This window comes from Pseudogracilibacillus sp. ICA-222130 (genome assembly GCF_037892545.1).
Lineage (GTDB): Bacteria > Bacillota > Bacilli > Bacillales > Amphibacillaceae > Pseudogracilibacillus.
In genome coordinates this window covers 1-18855 of sequence record NZ_JBBKBG010000008.1, presented here as the reverse complement: position 1 = coordinate 18855, position 18855 = coordinate 1, and the positions used below count along the sequence as shown (strand labels likewise).

General features: G+C 34.5%; 20 protein-coding genes. 7 read left to right on the top strand and 13 right to left on the bottom strand.

The window, feature by feature from the left end; translation table 11 throughout:
* Nucleotides 1-2 precede the first annotated feature (2 nt).
* The 4 genes from WKT09_RS05430 to WKT09_RS05415 all read left to right on the top strand — a co-directional run bounded on the left by WKT09_RS05430 (nucleotide 3) and on the right by WKT09_RS05415 (nucleotide 3373).
* Nucleotides 3-689: a response regulator transcription factor gene (locus WKT09_RS05430; RefSeq protein WP_340415054.1), complete on the top strand. Its 687-nt coding sequence runs from the start codon at nucleotides 3-5 to the stop codon at nucleotides 687-689.
* A gap of 79 nt (nucleotides 690-768) precedes the next feature.
* Nucleotides 769-1692 (top strand): ABC transporter ATP-binding protein, encoded by a 924-nt coding sequence (locus tag WKT09_RS05425; protein ID WP_340415053.1) that lies wholly within the window; start codon nucleotides 769-771, stop codon nucleotides 1690-1692.
* A complete protein-coding gene (locus WKT09_RS05420; protein WP_340415052.1) occupies nucleotides 1685-2452 on the top strand; it encodes an ABC transporter permease in 768 nt (255 codons plus the stop codon). The genes WKT09_RS05425 and WKT09_RS05420 overlap by 8 nt, the downstream gene beginning before the upstream one ends.
* Nucleotides 2453-2464: 12 nt before the next feature.
* Entirely contained in the window at nucleotides 2465-3373 is a 909-nt protein-coding gene (locus WKT09_RS05415) for a sensor histidine kinase (RefSeq protein WP_340415051.1), read from the top strand.
* A gap of 431 nt (nucleotides 3374-3804) precedes the next feature.
* Here the strand turns inward: WKT09_RS05415 and WKT09_RS05410 are convergent, their stop codons facing one another.
* Together WKT09_RS05410 and WKT09_RS05405 are read right to left on the bottom strand one after the other, a co-directional pair.
* Entirely contained in the window at nucleotides 3805-4026 is a 222-nt protein-coding gene (locus WKT09_RS05410) for a hypothetical protein (protein ID WP_340415050.1), read from the bottom strand.
* A gap of 24 nt (nucleotides 4027-4050) precedes the next feature.
* The gene (locus WKT09_RS05405; RefSeq protein WP_340415049.1) at nucleotides 4051-4764 is read right to left on the bottom strand and encodes a GAP family protein; all 714 of its coding nucleotides are present in this window, start codon (nucleotides 4762-4764) and stop codon (nucleotides 4051-4053) included.
* A 94-nt stretch (nucleotides 4765-4858) separates the two neighbouring features.
* Here WKT09_RS05405 and WKT09_RS05400 point away from each other — a divergent pair, with 94 nt between their 5' ends.
* Complete coding sequence (locus WKT09_RS05400) at nucleotides 4859-5464, top strand: TetR/AcrR family transcriptional regulator (RefSeq protein ID WP_340415048.1); 606 nt, start codon at nucleotides 4859-4861, stop codon at nucleotides 5462-5464.
* Nucleotides 5465-5595: 131 nt separating this feature from the next.
* Here the strand turns inward: WKT09_RS05400 and WKT09_RS05395 are convergent, their stop codons facing one another.
* From WKT09_RS05395 to rlmD, 7 genes are all read right to left on the bottom strand, one after another.
* Nucleotides 5596-5730, bottom strand: coding sequence for a hypothetical protein (locus WKT09_RS05395; RefSeq protein WP_340415116.1), 135 nt, complete (start codon nucleotides 5728-5730; stop codon nucleotides 5596-5598).
* A 274-nt stretch (nucleotides 5731-6004) separates the two neighbouring features.
* Nucleotides 6005-6319, bottom strand: a complete 315-nt coding sequence (locus WKT09_RS05390; protein WP_340415047.1) for a DMT family transporter — start codon at nucleotides 6317-6319, stop codon at nucleotides 6005-6007.
* Complete coding sequence (locus WKT09_RS05385) at nucleotides 6320-6997, bottom strand: DMT family transporter (protein WP_340415046.1); 678 nt, start codon at nucleotides 6995-6997, stop codon at nucleotides 6320-6322.
* A 529-nt stretch (nucleotides 6998-7526) separates the two neighbouring features.
* The gene (locus WKT09_RS05380) at nucleotides 7527-8447 is read right to left on the bottom strand and encodes an alpha/beta fold hydrolase (RefSeq protein WP_340415045.1); all 921 of its coding nucleotides are present in this window, start codon (nucleotides 8445-8447) and stop codon (nucleotides 7527-7529) included.
* The gene (locus tag WKT09_RS05375; RefSeq protein ID WP_340415044.1) at nucleotides 8404-8991 is read right to left on the bottom strand and encodes a PadR family transcriptional regulator; all 588 of its coding nucleotides are present in this window, start codon (nucleotides 8989-8991) and stop codon (nucleotides 8404-8406) included. Before WKT09_RS05375 ends, WKT09_RS05380 begins: the two co-directional genes overlap by 44 nt.
* Before the next feature lie 488 nt (nucleotides 8992-9479).
* Nucleotides 9480-9704, bottom strand: coding sequence for a DNA cytosine methyltransferase (locus tag WKT09_RS05370; RefSeq protein ID WP_445323987.1), 225 nt, complete (start codon nucleotides 9702-9704; stop codon nucleotides 9480-9482).
* A gap of 207 nt (nucleotides 9705-9911) precedes the next feature.
* Entirely contained in the window at nucleotides 9912-11297 is a 1386-nt protein-coding gene (gene rlmD, locus WKT09_RS05365) for a 23S rRNA (uracil(1939)-C(5))-methyltransferase RlmD (protein ID WP_340415043.1), read from the bottom strand.
* A 434-nt stretch (nucleotides 11298-11731) separates the two neighbouring features.
* Here rlmD and WKT09_RS05360 point away from each other — a divergent pair, with 434 nt between their 5' ends.
* On the top strand, nucleotides 11732-11965 hold the full coding sequence (locus tag WKT09_RS05360) for a hexameric tyrosine-coordinated heme protein (RefSeq protein ID WP_340415042.1): 234 nt from the start codon (nucleotides 11732-11734) through the stop codon (nucleotides 11963-11965).
* 3 nt (nucleotides 11966-11968) lie between these two features.
* Here the strand turns inward: WKT09_RS05360 and WKT09_RS05355 are convergent, their stop codons facing one another.
* From WKT09_RS05355 to WKT09_RS05345, 3 genes are all read right to left on the bottom strand, one after another.
* Complete coding sequence (locus WKT09_RS05355; protein WP_340415041.1) at nucleotides 11969-12130, bottom strand: hypothetical protein; 162 nt, start codon at nucleotides 12128-12130, stop codon at nucleotides 11969-11971.
* Nucleotides 12131-12319: 189 nt separating this feature from the next.
* Nucleotides 12320-13636 carry a hemolysin family protein gene (locus WKT09_RS05350; protein WP_340415040.1) on the bottom strand — a complete coding sequence of 439 codons (1317 nt, stop codon included), beginning with the start codon at nucleotides 13634-13636 and terminating at the stop codon, nucleotides 12320-12322.
* Between the two features lie 376 nt (nucleotides 13637-14012).
* Nucleotides 14013-14723 (bottom strand): LutC/YkgG family protein, encoded by a 711-nt coding sequence (locus tag WKT09_RS05345; RefSeq protein ID WP_340415039.1) that lies wholly within the window; start codon nucleotides 14721-14723, stop codon nucleotides 14013-14015.
* 126 nt (nucleotides 14724-14849) lie between these two features.
* On the opposite strand from WKT09_RS05345, the gene WKT09_RS05340 reads away from it, so the two are divergent.
* Nucleotides 14850-16145: an arsenic transporter gene (locus tag WKT09_RS05340; protein WP_340415038.1), complete on the top strand. Its 1296-nt coding sequence runs from the start codon at nucleotides 14850-14852 to the stop codon at nucleotides 16143-16145.
* 141 nt (nucleotides 16146-16286) lie between these two features.
* Here the strand turns inward: WKT09_RS05340 and WKT09_RS05335 are convergent, their stop codons facing one another.
* Complete coding sequence (locus WKT09_RS05335; protein WP_340415037.1) at nucleotides 16287-18608, bottom strand: DUF7507 domain-containing protein; 2322 nt, start codon at nucleotides 18606-18608, stop codon at nucleotides 16287-16289.
* Nucleotides 18609-18855 lie beyond the last annotated feature (247 nt).

Below are 18855 nucleotides of genomic sequence, written 5' to 3'. Positions count from 1 at the left end.
CGATGAACGAAACAAAAATTTTAGTGGTGGAAGATGACAATGATATTAATCAATTACTTTGTAACATTGCTAAAAAGAATAACTACCATACACAACCTGCTTATTCAGGAACAGAGGCTTTAATATATTTGGATAAGCAGGACTGGGATTTAATTTTACTTGATTTAATGCTTCCAGGAATGGATGGGGAACAAATATTAAACAAGATAACAGAAAAAGTAACGACTCCAGTCATTATTATTTCCGCTAAAACGGAAAAGGAAACAAAAATTAATAGCTTAAAGATTGGTGCGGATGATTTTATCACAAAGCCGTTTGATATTGATGAAGTCGTTGCTCGTATGGAATCATTATTACGTAGATATAGAAACGCAAAAAAGCCTCAACAGGATGTATTGACCTATAAAGATATTCAATTAGATAAAAACACAAAAACGGTAACCGTTAATGGCTCTATTATTACTTTAACTGCACGGGAATATCAAATCTTACAGCTGCTAATGGAGTCACCACAAAAGGTCTTCTCTAAGCCTAATTTGTTTGAAAGTGTATGGGGAGAACCTTATCATGCAGACGATAATACAATTAACGTTCATATGAGTAACTTGCGCAATAAGCTCACAAAAGCTAATCCGGATGGGCAATATATTAAAACTGTATGGGGAATGGGATATCGCATGGAATCTTAAGATTTAATTAAGAATTTCTTTATACCTTTTTAAGTAATCTTTCCTATACTAAGGAAAGAAGCCAAGGGAGGTATGAATCATGAGTGAATATATTTTAAAAGCAAAAAATATAACAAAGACATTTAAAGGAGACAAAGCCCTTGACAACGTCAGTATGTCGATAAAAAAAGGGGATATTTACGGATTTATTGGTCAAAATGGTGCAGGGAAATCTACGATGCTCCGTATCATAACAGGTCTTTCTTTTCCAACAAATGGACAACTTGAATTATTCGGTAGTATTAAAGAATCCAATATTGTAGAAGCACAAAAAAGAATGGGAGCCATTATTGAGAATCCGGGCTTATTTCCCAACATGAGTGCCTATGACAATTTAGAAGTTCATCGTTTACAGAAAGGGATTCCAGGAAGAAGTTGTATTGATCGAACTCTTAAGCTTGTTGGGCTTCAAGATACGGCGAAGAAAAAAGTAAAGCATTTTTCTTTAGGAATGAAACAGCGATTAGGATTGGCAGTTGCACTATTAAGTGATCCAGAATTTTTAATATTGGATGAACCAACGAACGGCCTTGATCCAATGGGGATTGTTGAGCTACGACAATTACTAAAAAAATTAAATCGTGAGAAAGGTATAACCGTTTTAATATCCAGTCATATTTTGAGTGAGCTTCATCAACTTGCTACAAATTATGGCATTATTCATAAGGGGAAAATGTTAGAGGAATTATCAGCAAAAGAACTCGATGAAAAGTGTCGACAACATTTACAGATAAAAGTAGACCAATCAACGAAAGGCGCCATAATTATAGAAGAAATATTAGGTACAACAGACTTTGAAGTCATGCAGGATGGAAAAATTAAATTGTACGATTATTTAGATGATGTTCGAACGGTATCACAGACTTTAACAGAAAACGGGCTTATAATTGAGCATCTTTCACAAAATGGCGATAATCTAGAAAGCTATTTTTCCAAGCTTATAGGAGGTGTGGCTAATGATTAATCTTATTAGAGCAGAAATTTTTAAATTAACTTCGAATAAAACATTCTGGGTCCTAACCATTAGTATAGTCGTTCTTAGTTCTTTGCTTCATTTTCTTGTTATCACAAACTGGTGGATGATGACAGGTACCCCTTTCGAATTAATAGGGCTTAGTAAATGGAATGGTTTATCTCCATTTATCACCCCACTGTTCTTTAATGTAATTATTAGTACACTAGCTGCCTTTTATATTTCTACAGAATTCTCAAAAAGTGGAGTGATGAAAAACCAAGTGATGACTGGCCATAAGAGATCCCATATATTTATAGCAAAATATCTCATTTACTCGATTGGCTCTATTATTACAACTATCTTGATTCCATTGTTAACTGCAATGATAATGGTTTTTTTATTGGAGAATGGGGAAATATTTAACCAAGAGAATATCTCCTATATTGCAAGAGCATTCAGTTTGTTTTCTCTCCATTTTGTATGCTTTACAGCGATCGTTTTCATCATAACTATTTTGACCGAGGATAGCGGAAAGACCATTCTTTTTACACTATTAGTAGCGATTTTGATGTTTATTGTGGAAAAATTTATAACATCAGATGTTGTGAAGCAACTATATGAATACACGTTCTTCCATCAATTTACTAACGTATTTAATCCATTTATTTCTAGTGGAGATATTGTAAAATCGCTTGTGATTGGAGCCGTTTCGTTAATCATGATTATTTCTTTTGGAATAATTGCTTTTAATAGAAAAGAAATCAAATAAGCAGGTGAAGCAATGATTTACCTAGTATTGATCTCACTTATCGTTACGATATTCTATATGGTACGCTTATTTCTTTTAAAGAAGGAAATAGGCAAAATAACAACCCAGCTACAAAGTTATACGAATCGTAAGAACGATAAGAAAGTGGATATGGCACTAATTGATAAAGATATAGAAAAGCTAGGAGTAGAGATTAACAAGGTCATAGATTTGTATGTCGCTGAGAATAGAAAAAGAATACAATTTGAGATGGAGCAAAAACAACTGATTGCAAATATGTCTCATGATTTAAGAACCCCGCTTACTTCTATTTTAGGCTATATCCAAATGGCAGAGGATCAGGCTATCTCTACTAACGAGAGAGAAAAGTTTCTTACTATAGCTAAAGAACGAGCAAATAGATTGGAAATCCTGTTAAAGGAATTTTTCGATTTGAGTGTGATCGAGTCTTCAGATTATACATTAAAATTAAAACGTATCAACCTTAGAAATATATTAATGGATACACTTATAAGTTTTTATGAACGATTCCAGGAAAAAAGCTTAGAACCGACTATCCATTTACCGGATGAGGATATCTTTATTATGGCGGATGAATCAGCTGTCCAAAGAGTAATCGAGAATTTACTATCCAATGCAGTAAAGCATTCCAATGGAAAAATTAAAGTTCTACTTGAAACAGAAGAATCCACAGCGAAGCTCATCATTTCTAATAATGTACAATCCATTACCGTTAAGGATGTAGAGAGGATGTTCGACCGATTCTATAAGAGGGATCAATCTCGTACATCAAATAGTACAGGTCTGGGCCTATCGATTGTGAAAAGCTTAATGGATAAAATGAATGGGACGATTGATAATCAGTTAAAAGACGATAATTTGTCTATCACATGCAAGTGGAAAACAATAAGAATGAGATAATTTCGGTTCAATGTCAAATGATAGAGTGACGTAATCAATGCGTCACCTTTTTTATACCGTTGATTTCCATTCCGCCCATTATGCTTACCGTAAGTACGTCCTCAATCTCCTCGTTTCGCTAGCCTCACTGCGGGGCTTTCGGACTCATGCTATTCCCACTGGCGTCAAATGAGCTCCATTCCAATCAATTATTTAGTTAAATGACCAAGTTATTTACGGTATCTTTAAATGGATGATTAAATAAAACCACAAAAAAGCCCAACTGAACATAAGCCAGGTGGGAGTAAAATTTATACATATTATTAAATGGAAAATTCTATTTCAAAAAGTTGAAAGCTATGTTCCTCTCTATAAACATTTAAAAATATATTTCAATGGAGCTTCCGCCAAACTGGACGGCTATGTATAAACCGTCCTATTTGCTCTATATTTTAATTTTCTCTTTTAGTTGATCCTCCTATTTTCCAAGAGGCTAAACTTATGACCCCACCAACTACAATAAAAATAATATCCATAACAATTTCAAATCCTTGAAACGCATTAATATAATTTACCAAAAACCAGCTTTTTCCACCATTAGTCAAATGATTAATTAATCCGCCTACTCCCTGTATAACAAAAAGTAGACTAAGTCCGCTGATTATTTCTTTCATGATGAACACCTCATTCATAATTTTTTAATTTAATATGCCTCTAAGTCCGATATTGAAAAAAACCGCACCTATTACTCCGATCGCTACCAACAGTGAGGAAATCGGAGCTTCATTTAATTTTGATCTAATTTTATTTAGAAATTGTTGCAGTCCCTCTTTAAACATCAAATTAACCCCTAACAAAAGAAGAGAAGGAAGCACCATTACAAGATTGTAGCCAATTATAATAAAGATAGAAGAGGAAGGCTCAATTGTTAGGTGATTCATTAACAAAATGGAATAAAAGTACGGCAAAGCAGTTACAAATTCAATTAGAAAAACAATGATACCTAACATGATCATTCCCTTTATCGTTGTTTTTTGGGGTATAAATGAAATTAAACGTTTTTTTGTATTATCATTTGGTTTACAAAAGCTAATTAGAGCCATAACTGCTCCAAAAAGGAGATAAAACCAATTGATAAAATCAAATTCAGATAATGTTCCTATTTCTTTCAATAGTGAATCTCCACCAAAGTATAGGAATAAGCCCACCAGAAAATAGCCAAACTGCGTAATAAACAAAAAAACAAGCAAGCGAGAAGATAATTGATTAGGCTGTGTCAATAATAAATAAGCTGTTACAGCAAGTACACCAGGACTTAATATATCAATTAATGCGCAAATAGAAATAATTAGCAAAGCTATCGATGTGTCTATTGATGAAGAAGGCATCAATGCTTCAATACTTTCGATCAAATATAGAGTCCCTCCTTTATATATGTTATAATTTAAATAATACAGTGTGTTAAAATTATAATAACACACTGTGCTAAGAAAGGAAAGTGATTTTATGCCAAGGATTGTTAATCATGAAAAAAAGAGGAAGTCAATTGCTGAGGCCGCTTGGAGTATTATTAAGAAAGAGGGAGTCGAAAAAGCATCTATAAGAAGAGTTGCTATTGAAGCAGGCATGTCTGCTGGAGCGTTAAGACATTATTTTTCAACTAAGGATGAAATGTTATTATTTATCATGGATTATTATCTGGAAGAAGGGGAAAAACGTTCTCAAAGTAAAAGTTGGTCAGACAATCCATTGCAGGCGGTTGCGGAAGTTTTATTAGAGCTTATACCAATTGATGAAGAAAAGAAAATCGAAACGAGTGTTTGGTGGATCCTTGCACTTCAGTCACTTACAAGTGATACTTTAAAGGAAAAAAAAGATGAAATGACTAATGGTATGTATGAATTAGCAAGTTCAATGATCGAGATATTAGCTATACAAGGGATTTTATCTGATTCAACTAATGTAAAATTAGAAAAGAGTAGGCTTGCAGCATTAATTGATGGATTGTCCATTCATGCTTTGTTAAGACCTGACGTCTACTCTCCAGATAAGGTGAAGGAAGTAATCCGCTATCATTTAGAAACACTCTGCAATGAAAGTCAATTGAGTTAGTTAATCATGTTTCCATATTATTCAACGGGTTAGTAGATGTAAAAGGCGATTAACTATTTGCGTCAATCGCCTTTGTGAATATTTTTTTATCATTTTAAAATCATTTTAAATGATCAAGTCTGTTCTCTACTTTACTTCTTGTCAAAACCACATTCGAGACAACGTTCTGGTGGCTGGTTTGCTTCCACTTTAAACATCATATCTGTTTCATTTTCTTGAGGTGGTTCAATTGCTGTAAGGTCTGGTAAGAATAATAAGTCAGTCATGGGTACATCCTTTGCTGTTCTTTTGGTGTTAGGACATTGATTATAGATTTAATATCAAATTCATAATTATCAATTATTATCTCCGCCAATTGCTCTTAAAACATCTCACATACCACTTATATTAACGTAGTTGGAAAATAGTGTGGGAATGTTCATTTTATAGATTGGTAAAACTAACCACCAGATACTTTAAGTCTGAATATTTACGAATTCAAATATCTAATCAGTAAGTATCTATTCAAAACCAAAAACTAATGAATTAATGTCTGTAAGTCTATTCAACTATCCTTAATCCAATAATTGAAACTATAATCCCGAAAATGCATACTATACGCAAGGGACTTTTTGATTCCTTATAAAATAAAATGCCGATGACTGTAGCACCTACTGTCCCGATTCCTGTCCAAACTGCGTAAGCAACATATAATGGAATTTGTTCTAGGGACATACGTAAAAGAGACAAACTGATGATAAAACCTCCAATGAGAATTACGTAGGATAACCAGCTACCCTTTTCAGATACTCTCTTTAATCCAACAACCCCAACAATTTCAATTAAACCTGCTAGAATCAAATATACCCAACTCATTTATTTTTTGTCCTCCTGTTCATTCGAGGATATTTTTAAACCGATAATAAATACAACAAGTAATAATACTAATAAAACTTTCAAAAGGCTGATTTCCTCTTGAAACAATACGAAATCAACAACTACCATCCCAACTACACCAATACCCGTAAATACTGCATAGGAAGTTCCAACACCTAATTGCTTTACTGATTTAATGAGCAAATCAAAACTAATAATCAGCACTATAATTAATGGACCTGCAAGCATATCCATTTTTAAAGCAGATACCCAAATAATTTCTAATAATCCTGCTATGACCAAATACACCCATGCACGACCTGTTCTTCCTTCTTCCTTTTCGTCTGATATCTTTTCGATTACTAACTCTTTTTTACCTTCTGTACCTTCTTTTATCTTCTTCGGAAATATAGTCTCTATTATCTCTAATATTAGATGAATAATTAGAATCGTTTTCCATATAGCACTAATGGTGTTAGCCATGCTATTTTGGTAAATATTTACTCCGTGGTTCAAAAAGTTATCCTTTATATATTCCTTATAATCCACACTTCCTAATTCAGAAAGTGGCACTAGCCCAAAAATTTGTACAAAAAGTAGATGAATACAAACAAATAAGATTACATGATAAAGGAAAACGTCCCATTTTGCACCACTTCGTTTCATCTTGTTTGCCATTGGTTCTACTCCCTTCACCAAAATTTCTAAAATACAGAATGGCTAACCAATACTGTTTAACTGCCCAAACCAATGAATGCCATCGGCTAGTATTCTAGCTTTTAGATGATAAGTAGTTCCTAAAAGACTTCTGACGCACTGCCCATGACTATCTTCGTTTCATTCTATGATCCCTCCCGTTATCCCCCAAACTTGTTAATAAACCATTTATTAAACTTATTCGGTTATAAAAAAGTTGAATGTACCTTACAAATGATTTAATTGCTCATGAAGGTCCTATTTCACCACTTTGATAATGTCCAACCACTTTAATGTTGCTATAGTGAACTCAAGAACCTAAACATCCCCCTTATTTATTTTACACACTGGGATAAAATTATAATAATGCGGTGTGTTAAAAAAGGCAAGAGGTGATTTGAGTGCCGAAAATAGTTGATCATTTCTGCTTCTGTTATTCAATTAAATTGCCCAATTCTGGAAGAGTCCTGAACAAATATTAACTGATATGGTGGAACACGAGAACAGATTTTCATTTGAAAGATTTCTTTTCATATTCAATGAACTTCAAAATTCGATCATTAACTAAATCCGCTGGCAACTGATGTCCTGCCTCTGGTAGAATCTCTACTTCAACATTTTGCAATAGCTTTTTTGCTCGGGTGGCTGCACGTTTGGAATTGTGCATAGGGCTTTTCTCTCCTAAAAGCACCAGAGTTGGTATTTTCACGGATTGAAGCTCCTCATCACAGATATATTGTGGAGGAATGCGTTGCATCTTGTATTCACGCATAGCTGAAACCACTAACTCCAGCTGTAGTTCGTTGGAATAAGAACCTGCACTGCTCCAATAGATAAATGCTCTACGAACAAAGTCAGGTCCAATTATACTTGCCCAAATCATAAACGGCCACACTATAAACTTTAAACCAGCGAGTGCACGAGCTGGTTCGATTAGTGTAATTGATTGAAGCAACTGTGGTGAATGCACTGCTTGATTCAGGGTTATCCAGCCACCATAAGATGCACCAATTAAATGCACTTTTGTCACATCGAGAGCAGTCAATACTTCGTCTAACCAAGAACTATAATCTTCTGCACGTTGAATAGGTGATTTTTGGATACTTTTACCTGCATCGCCAATTGTATCCACAGCAAAAACCGGATGATTTTTTCCCAACTCTTCAACAAAATTTGCCCATGATGCTGAAGTGCCGTTCGCTCCATGAAGTAAAACAATGGGAATCCCATCCTTTGCCCCAAAACTATATACATGTGTCAGTCCGTAACTTGTTTCTATGTCTATTTCCTGACGCGAACTTGGCCATTGTTCCATTGCTTTGTCATAAATCCTTAGGAACTTTATTTCAGCTTCTTTATTGATAAACTGTCCAACAGTTTTTTTCTGTTCAGCACTCTTCGTTATTTGTAGCTGCTCTTTTTTTTGAACCAACCCTATTTCTCCTCTCTAAAATAGTTTCTTTTGTATCCTCACACCATGCAAGTGCTGTTTCATTCATGCGTTTACCATAGTCCAATGTATACAGCCAATAGGGTATATCGTCCTTTTCTTTTTGTTCCAAAATACTTTTTTCGATCTCCATAAAGATGACTTGCTTCGCTTTTAAAAGTTCTTTTTGCATGTCAAGATGTGCCAATACTTTTTCAAATGAAAGATGCCTACCAAAAAATATTTTTACAAGAAGTTCATTTCGCTGAATGTCTGTATCTAAAACAGGTGCTTCAAGCCATTGTATAAGCTTTTCGCGTCCTTTTTCCGTAATTTCATAATGTTTTCTTCCTAATGGATCACCATCAACTTGAATAACGATTGCAAGACCTTCATCAACTAGTTTTTTCAGAGCAGGATATATTTGACCATAGCTCATCTTCCAGAAATAATTGAAGCTCGTATCCATTACCTTCTTAATCTCATATCCAGTTTTACATCCAATTGTTAACATGCCAAGAATAATAAATTTGGTTTCAGTTTTCATTTCCATCCTCCTAATATATCTTTAAGATATATTTTATAGATATATTATCATAAGCTGTATGATGATTCAATACAGAAAACCCAATACGGTATTATCCGTATTCAACATTAAAAGCAAGAGGTGATTTGAGTGCCGAAAACTGTTGATCATGATCACAAAAGGAAAATTATTGAAACGGAAGGCATTGAAAAAGCATTTATCCGAGAATTGCATCTGAAGCTGGAATGTCTACCGGAGCACTAAGACATTATCAACTCCTGTAAAATCATTCTTCTTGATTCATCAAGCTTTGAAAAAGATAAAATATAGATATAGAATGTATGCCCATGTAAGTCAAATTCTTCAATATATTTCTCAATATTACTTTTTTGGGATTCTATTTTTTCTATTACGCACTTTTTAACGTGCTCTCTAAATTCATTATTTTAAAAAAACAAACTAGATTGACTTCCTGCAAGACCTTCTCGTTTACCGATATTAGATAAGTTTTAACAAGGTGAGCCAAATGTAGTGATATGAACAGGTGGAATTTCTCCACCTTTTACTATGGTAATATCTCCTAAATGATGTATGTTAGGAAAATGTCGCATCGTAATTGATATAGGTACTTTCTCAATCTCACTTGCCCATATTGGTCGAATCCCATAACAAGAAGCAGCTAATGGAAATACACCAATCCCATCAAATAAACTTCCTAAAGTTAGTTTTTCCATATTCCACCTTCTATTCTCCGTTTTTAAGCGTAAAAAAAGACGTTCATTTTATATGAACGCCTTAGACTATTTTTATTCTATTTTGTTCCCACACCCCGGATCAATTACCACCGAAACGGTAATGTGGTTTTTCAATCTTTATTTCTCTTTTTATCCCTTCTCCTATAAACACGAAATGCTTGTGAAAGTGTTTAAAACTAAAGATTTCTATATAGTTTCTCTTTGTAGCAATGCCACTAGTTCCGCATGATGCGTTTGCGGAAATTGATCTACTGGTTGTACTTTTTCCAGTTTGTAACCAAATGCGCTTAACTCCTTTATGTCTACAGCGAACGATGCAGGGTTACATGAAACATAAACAACACGTTCCGGTTGAGCTCGTCCGATTCGACGCATTACCTTTCCACCTGCACCTGATCTCGGAGGATCAAGTAATAAAACATCTGGTGTGCCAAATTGTTCTAACACTTCATCGATTCCGTGTCGAGCATCTTTAGCAAGAAAATACGTATTATCGATGCCATTATCTTTTGCATTACGTTTCGCTGACTCAATGGATGTTTCTACAATTTCAATACCAGCTAATGATTTCACTCGTTTTGCGAATGGTAATGAAAATGTGCCGACCCCACAGAATAAGTCAATCATCGTATCTGTTTCTTTCACATCTGCAAATTCTATTGCATAATTTACTAAATTTTCGGCTTGTTTTGGGTTAGGTTGAAAGAACGTATCGAACCACAGACGATAACGATATCCCATCAACTCATCATAAATAAAATCACGACCAAGTAACACATGCTCTGCTTCCGCTTGAGCGCGATCTGCCAAATCACGATTTTCCAGCCATAACAGACCTTTTACAGATGGATATTTCGTTTCTATTAATTCAACTAACTCGTCCACATATGCAATGTTCTCAGGACTTTCTGTAGCAAAAATCGCTAATAAAATTTCGCCGGTTTTAAATCCGCGACGTACCATCACATGACGGAAAATTCCTTCATGTGTATCTTTGTTATACCCACTATATTCATACTTTTTCACCCAACGGGCAATGTCTAATACAGCTTCTTTCATTTCCTCATGCATTAAGTAACATGTTTCCAATGGGATAATACGACGAAAATTTCCTTGTTCGTGCAATCCTAATGAACCATCTGTTGCAAAAGTAAATTCCATTTTATTTCGATAAAACCACGGTTCGTCCATGCCAAGTGTATCAGCAACTAAATTGTCATCAAATCCTTCTCTTCGAACCATTTCTTTCACATAATTTGTTTTTGTTTCTAATTGTCCTTCATAACTGAAATGTTGCCAAATACAACCACCACACAGCTCAAAATGAGGACATCTCGCCTCCACTCTTTGTGGATGGGGTGTAATGATTTTATCTGGTTTACATTTCCATCTTCTTTTTTCTGGACGTTCCACTGTTACTTGAACATCTTCTCCAACTAATGTATATGGAATCGTAAGTCTTAGTTTACGTTCATTTCCTTTTTCATTTTTTCTCCAAACAGCTGCTTGTCCTTGCCCTTTATCATTTAAACGATGAATATTCGTTGTAAATGTTTCTCCTTTTATCGTCACAAGTAAATCCTCCTAAACTTATTACATATCATTTATTATAATTTATCTACGTGGGAATAGATAGTTTCTTTTCCATGTAAAAGCATCCTTCCATAACCCGAAAGGATGCTTTCTTTCATTCGTTATTTTCTCCATAAATTTCAATAATTTGCTGAAGTACTACTGGTATACTCCTATAATAACTTTGTTCTTCATAACAATCTTGTTGTAATAGGCTAATTGTCCTTTCATTTCTACACCTATTGCGACAATTTGACCATCATTTTATCTTGCTCGTCTAAATTAGAAATATATGATTAATCGATTTTGATCGTTAAAATTGGCAATTACTTCAAAAGCAATATTTTTTAAAACTAGATTCTGCCATTAAATGAATTTTTCACTTATTTAAGAGCCGTGAATAAATATATATAAACGAAAGGAGATAGTTACCTATGAAACAAACTTGGCTACCATCGTTAAAAACGAAAAATCCACAAGAAGGATTTGAATTAGCTATTAAGCTTGCTCAAAAAGGGGTAGAATATACACAACCGTCTGAGGCAATTCGAAACAAATTACGACCAAAATATTCGAGAAATGCAAATAGCCTAATTCATGCTTCTGAAGTAATAGCTATCCATTTCCAAACGGTTGCAAGAGCAAATAATTATTGGCAAAGAAGGTAATGCTTATTTCTGTTCGTTCATATTTGAACGAACAGAATATATCGTTATATCATTTCCACATAACTCTCTAGCCTTTTTTCGAGCTTCTGCTTGTGTTCGTCCACGGACTGTATGTTTAATTCCATCAGATGTTTCTACAATAAACTTCTTTTCTCCACATCTCATTACTCCATACTCCTTTATTCATAAAAATATTATTCCCACTTGATATCATGCACCATCTGTTTGTTCTAAAAATTTTATATGATCCAATTATAAAAGTTAGTTTCTATACCAATCATAAAGGAATAGCAGAAATTAATATAATAAAATAACCTATTTTTTGTAAAAAAAGAAACATAAGCATTACTCTGCTTACGTTTCTATTTGTTTATTTTCTTCGTATAATTTTTTAATCTCGACTGTTTTAATTTGGTATCCTTCAATTTCTAATACAGTAAATCGGAAGTTTTCATATTCTAACGCTGTACCTACTTCTGTTGCATCTAAATTTTTCGCAAAAATCCAACCACCGATTGTATCGATATCTTCTTCATCTAGATGTGTGCCAATCAATTCATTTATTTCATTCAGTTGAACTTTACCAGAAACGACTAATGTATCATTTTCTTTTTCTTCAATTTCCTCTTGTTCATCTTCGTCAAATTCGTCTCGAATTTCCCCAACGATTTCTTCTAAAATATCCTCTACTGTAACGAGTCCAGCTGTCCCACCATATTCATCAATGACAACCGCCATATGGATTCGATCTCTTTGCATTTTTAATAATAATTGACGAATTGGTGTTGCTTCTGATACATGAATAATTGGTCGAACATACTGATCTATCGTGTCAGGTTGTTCATCTTTTAAACGTGCCGTAAAAATTTCCTTTACGTTTACAAGTCCAATTATATTATCTTTATCCCCATCCGCAACTGGATATCTTGTAAATTGGCCATCATAGACAACATCTAAGTTCGTTTGAAAACTATCTTCTTTATAAAAACAAATCATTTCTGTACGTGGAACCATAATTTCCTTTGCAACTCGTTCATCAAATTCAAAAATATTATTCACATACGTCATTTCAGATTGGTTAATTTCACCGCTCTTATAACTTTCCGATAAAATAATGCGTAATTCTTCTTCTGAATGCGCAACTTCATGTCCATCCATCGGTTTAAAACCGAATAAACGAATGAATATACGAGCAGATCCATTTAATAACCATATAAATGGATACATGATTTTATAGAAAAGAATTAATGGTCTTGCTAAAAATAATGTAATAGCTTCTGATTTTTGAATGGCTATTGTTTTCGGTGCTAATTCCCCAATAACGACGTGTAAATACGTAATCGTAAAGAAAGCAATACCGAATGATAAGACAGACGAAACCGCTTGATTTAAGCCTAACTCATCAAACAATGGACCGAGTAATCGCATAATGGTTGGCTCTCCTAACCATCCCAGTCCAAGGGCTGTAACTGTAATTCCTAATTGACAGGCAGATAAATAACCGTCTAAATTTCCTAAGATTTTCTTTACAAGTACAGCATTTTTATTTCCTTCTTCAATTAAATAATCAATTCTTGTCGTTCTTACTTTTACAATAGCAAATTCCGTCGCCACGAAAAATGCTGTCATTAAAATTAATAAGGCGACTAAAGTTATATTTAATATAATCAAATATGTTCCTTATACCTCGATCGATACAAGGAATTCACCTCCTGATTAGGTTTCCTTTTCGTTATTTTTCTTTAAAACGAAATAGTTATATTTTTGCGTCACCTACTTATCCATATTTAAGGTAAATTCCTTTTAATTTTATCATAATTCTGATTAAAATTACATTTAGAACTATTTAATTCCGCAATATTTAATATTTTTTTCGATCAAATAGTTACAACAAGAAGAGTTTAAAAATAAGTTAGTAAAAGGCTTTAAAACATGAATATTGAATGCGAGATCATCGTCCCCGAACAGATACTTAACTATTTCGATTTATCATTCGTATTTCTTTAACTTCTTAGCTTACCTAAAAATTTTTTCATCATTATAAGCATTAACGATCCGTTACAATAATATACGATACCTTCACTGGACCATGTACACCAACTACTAAATTATATTCAATATCTGCACTATTACTTGGACCGGACACAAAATTCACACATGAGGCAATCGCTTCTCCTCTTTCAATTCGACAATTGATCTCCTCAGCTGCTTGTGTCATACGTGGTACTATCGTACTTAACGGAATAATACCGATAAATGTTTCTGGTAAGAGCCCAATCGCTCTTCCTTTATCTTTATCATTAAACATCACCATTGTTGCTGATTCTGCTAACGTAATATCTGAAAACATTATACCCGTTTGTGCCCGTTCTGTCACGATGACATTTTCCTCACCATTGGCTGGATCCCAACGATAAACAAAATCTTCCTCCGAAAAATCTTTTAAACCAAACGCTCTAAAACGGTCGTCCTTGGAAATAACTACCTCACCATGTCCATGTACTTTCACTAAATTTCGTAATACGTTATCTAATGATGCAGCAGTCGTTTCAACTACGTCGGTTAAAATTTTTTCACATTCTTTATAAAACACCGGTAAAAGGTCTGCACCTGTGACATGTGCTAAAACATCCTTTTCTGGTGTATATAATCGCTTCGGACGCTGAATTGGTTGTGACATATCTCTCGGTTTGCGATGCATTTTTCCTGCGATTTTTTCTAAAAATTCTGTTCTATGTTGAATAGTCCCTTTATTCATGATGTTCACCAGCCTTATATTTTTTGTCATTGACGGTATTCCTTAACTTCTATATGATAAATGGGATGTTTTTTTCATCAACTTCATCTATTCTTACCATATTTTATATAAAGGAGGGTCCTATTCGTGCAAGTTTTTTTCGCTATTACGATATTTGTTATTACGCTCATTCTCGTTATTTGGCAACCTCGTAATCTATCAATCGGATGGTCTGCCTGTGGTGGAGTAGCTATCGCTATTATCGTCGGTGTTGTCGATATAAAAAGTGTTCTCGAAGTTACCGATATCGTTTGGAATGCCACACTCGCTCTGATCGGTATTATTATTATTTCATTAATTTTAGACCATATCGGTTTTTTCGAATGGGCCGCACTCCATATGGCACGTATTGCGAAAGGAAATGGAGTCCTTATGTTCATTTATGTGACCATTTTAGGGGCGATTGTCTCTGCCTTATTTACAAATGATGGAACTGCGCTCATATTAACACCAATCGTATTAGCGATGGTGCGCGCCCTTCATTTTGATGACAAGATGGTATTTGCTTTTATTATGGCAAGTGGATTTATTGCCGATACTACGTCCTTACCTTTTATCGTAAGTAACTTAGTTAACATCGTTTCAGCAGATTATTTTGGTATTGGCTTCATGGAATATGCGATACATATGATTGTGCCGAATTTATTTGCATTATTCGCAAGTATAATCGTTCTTTATTTATATTTTCGGAAAAGCATCCCAAAGACATATCCTATACATCAGTTAAAACAACCGAAAGAAGCAATCCGCGATAGAACATTATTTTATCTAGCTTGGCCAATATTAGGGATTCTTTTATTGGGATACTTTGGTAGTGAATTCATACGTGTGCCTGTTTCTATGATCGTTTCGATCGTTGCTATCCTATTTTTAATCGTTTCTAGAAAAAGTCCCGTTGTAGATACGAAGGAAATTATGAAAGGTGCTCCATGGGCTATCGTCTTTTTCTCCATAGGAATGTATGTTGTCGTATACGGGTTAAGAAATGTTGGATTAACGAGCTTGTTGGCCCAACTAATTGATTTTGGAGCTTCACATGGATTGTTTATCGGAACGATGGTGATGGGTTTTCTATCTGCCATGTTATCATCAGTGATGAACAACTTACCTACCATTTTAATTAATACACTTGCAGTTGCCGAAACAGATCAAATTGGGGTCATGAAAGATGCACTTATTTATGCCAATATTATCGGTGCTGATTTAGGTCCGAAAATCACACCAATTGGATCATTAGCAACACTATTATGGCTGCATGTGTTAGCATTAAAAGGAATCAAAATTTCATGGGGAACTTATTTTAAAGTAGGAATTGTGTTAACCATTCCAGTTCTATTCATGACATTATGTGGATTATATATATGGTTACTCATTTTGCAATAATATAGAGGCAACGGTAACATTTCAAGCACAAATTCATTCCGACGAAAGTATCCGTTCTATAAATAATCACTGTCAAAACAAAACACGTTTGTCCATGTGATCATGGAACAAACGTGTTTGTTCTATTTACAAGTTGCCTTTTCATACTTGTCGATTCACTTTTTTCCTCCAAACGATGATACAAACTCCTATAATAGTTAAGACAGCCCCGACAAGCATGATCGTAAACATATTTGTTGCGGTGTTTGGTAAAGGTAATCCTTTTTCCGCCTGTTCCTCTAATGTATTATTTGCCTCCATTTCCTCTCCTACTTTTACAACTTCCACCATTGTCCCTTCTTCGTTCAATTGCTCATCTATTTTCGGAGTTTCGTCATCCCCTTTTCTTACATGTTCAACCTCCTTAACTATTACCTCATCTTTTTTTGACTCTCCTTCTGTCACTTCGATGTCAAATTCACCTTCATCTTGTACAGGCGTATCATCAAACTCTGGTCCTGGTGTTGGTACAGTTGGTGTTCCTTCGACAAATGCAGCATTATGAATCACATTTTCTTTCACATCATTTTCTGTTACTTCATATGTGGCAGTAGCGACAAGTATATCTCCTGGCTCCAAAATAACATCACTTATTTTCCCTGTAAAAACTTCCTCATTCACTGTTTCATATTGAATATCACTCAACCCTACCATATCATCGGTTAATTGAATGTTTCCAAGCGGTATATTTCCGTTATTTTTTATCGTAAATACATAGTTTATCTTTTCCCCAACTTCTACTTTGTCGTCATTTTCTAGCGATCCCTTTCCTACCTTCGTTAATTCAATCGAAGCTTGTTGATTTAATGTATTAATGATTGTCGTTCCGTCCAGATGCATCGTATAATGTGCGACATCTTTTTCATGCACTGTGTAATCAATCGTCTCTCCTGTTCGGTCATATAAAAATAAATCTTCAAAGCCAAAAGTCCATTTTCCTTCCCTATTTGCCATTACTTCTGTTTCCTCTACAACGATATGTTCTCCATCAGACGCACGAAGTAACTCCACCGTAATTTCATCCGGTCGATACACTTCATAGCCAAAATCTTGCCACTTTTTCTCTCCGATAACTGATGTAGATGCAGCAGATGCTTTCGGTTCTGGAAATGTATATGCTTCAGATGTCTCTGCGATAGGAATTAATACAGCCTTCCCATTCGTTTCATACAGTACGTTCGGAATCAACTGTTCCAGTTCTGTATCTATTTGTATTTTATACCGAATATTTATTTCATCTTTTGCGCCTAAATGTAATCCATCCACCATGACTTGATGATTGTCGACAAATACGGATACATCTTGAAGTATATGTTCATTTGTAGCAGTAACATAATAATGACCATCTGATAAAGTTTCATCTGAAGCCTTCGTAAAACCATCATTTTCTTGAATAATAAATTGCTCTCTAACCGGGTCTATTATTTTCCCATCGACAACTGTATCGACTAATTCTTTCCCGATGTTTTGTAAAGATGTTTCTAATTTTTCTACATCATCGATTAAATACGATTTGTCTGGAGAAGAAGCGATCTGCTGCACTAATTGTTCTGCTTCCCCTTTCGTAATCCCCTGTTCTGCCGCTAATTCCACTCCAACCGTAAAGACATCATACCCTTTATTTTGTAGTGCTTTACTTTCAGCAATCGTTCGATTTCCATGTGCCGCTTCATAATTTGATCCATCTCCTACCACAGACTTACGATCATCCGCATAACTAAATGTTGTTACACCATCCGTAATTAAAATAACCACTTTATTCTTTGCCGTACTCTTTGCTAACACTTTATTCGCTTCTTCTAAACCTTGTTGGGTAAATGTTCCACCATTCCATGTTTTTCCACGATTGGACGGCACATTACTCGGAAGCTTGTCCGTAATATCTGCTGGATTTTTAGTAAAAGTTTTAAACGAATAATTATTTGTCGGACCATGTTCATAGGTCGTTGCATTCCCAGTTGGCCAATGACGTTCTCTACCATCAAAAACAGCACTTCCATATGTAACTAGGGAAAATTGAAACATTGTATGGTCTGCATGCAAGATTTGTTGGACAAAATTGGTCGTAGCAGCCTTTGCAATACCGACACGATTTCTACTATCCATACTATTTGAATTATCATAAACGAGTACAATATCGGTTGTCGTTTGTTCGGTTTTTTCTTTTCCTTTTACATGTAAATCGATAAAGTATTCGCCAGGTTTATTACCAAAAGAAACACTTTTATTTATAATGGCTCGTTCATATTCTCGTTCCCCATCGCTATTTAAAATAGACCCGTGCCCTTCCTTTGTTTCTGTATGTTGTTCATTTGCAATGATAATATTCGTTTGTAGAAAAGAGATAGGAAAAGAAATAAATAATAAACATATGACTAAAAATACGATTGATTTTTTGCTACTAATTTTTAATGCATTGTTCATGAAAATTCCTCCTTATTTTGTTACTAATTTTTCTACTTATTGCATGAAATGACTTTTAAGAACATCGATTCTTTACACATACATAACAGAGTATATTGCTACGTCATCACATTAACTCCTTTGAATTTATTTTTGGTGTTGCACAATGCATACGTATATTTCATCATATAATTCATGTCAATAATGCTCGAAATTTACAAAATCATTCCAAAAATCGTTCGACAGATTAACAAAACTTATAGCCATG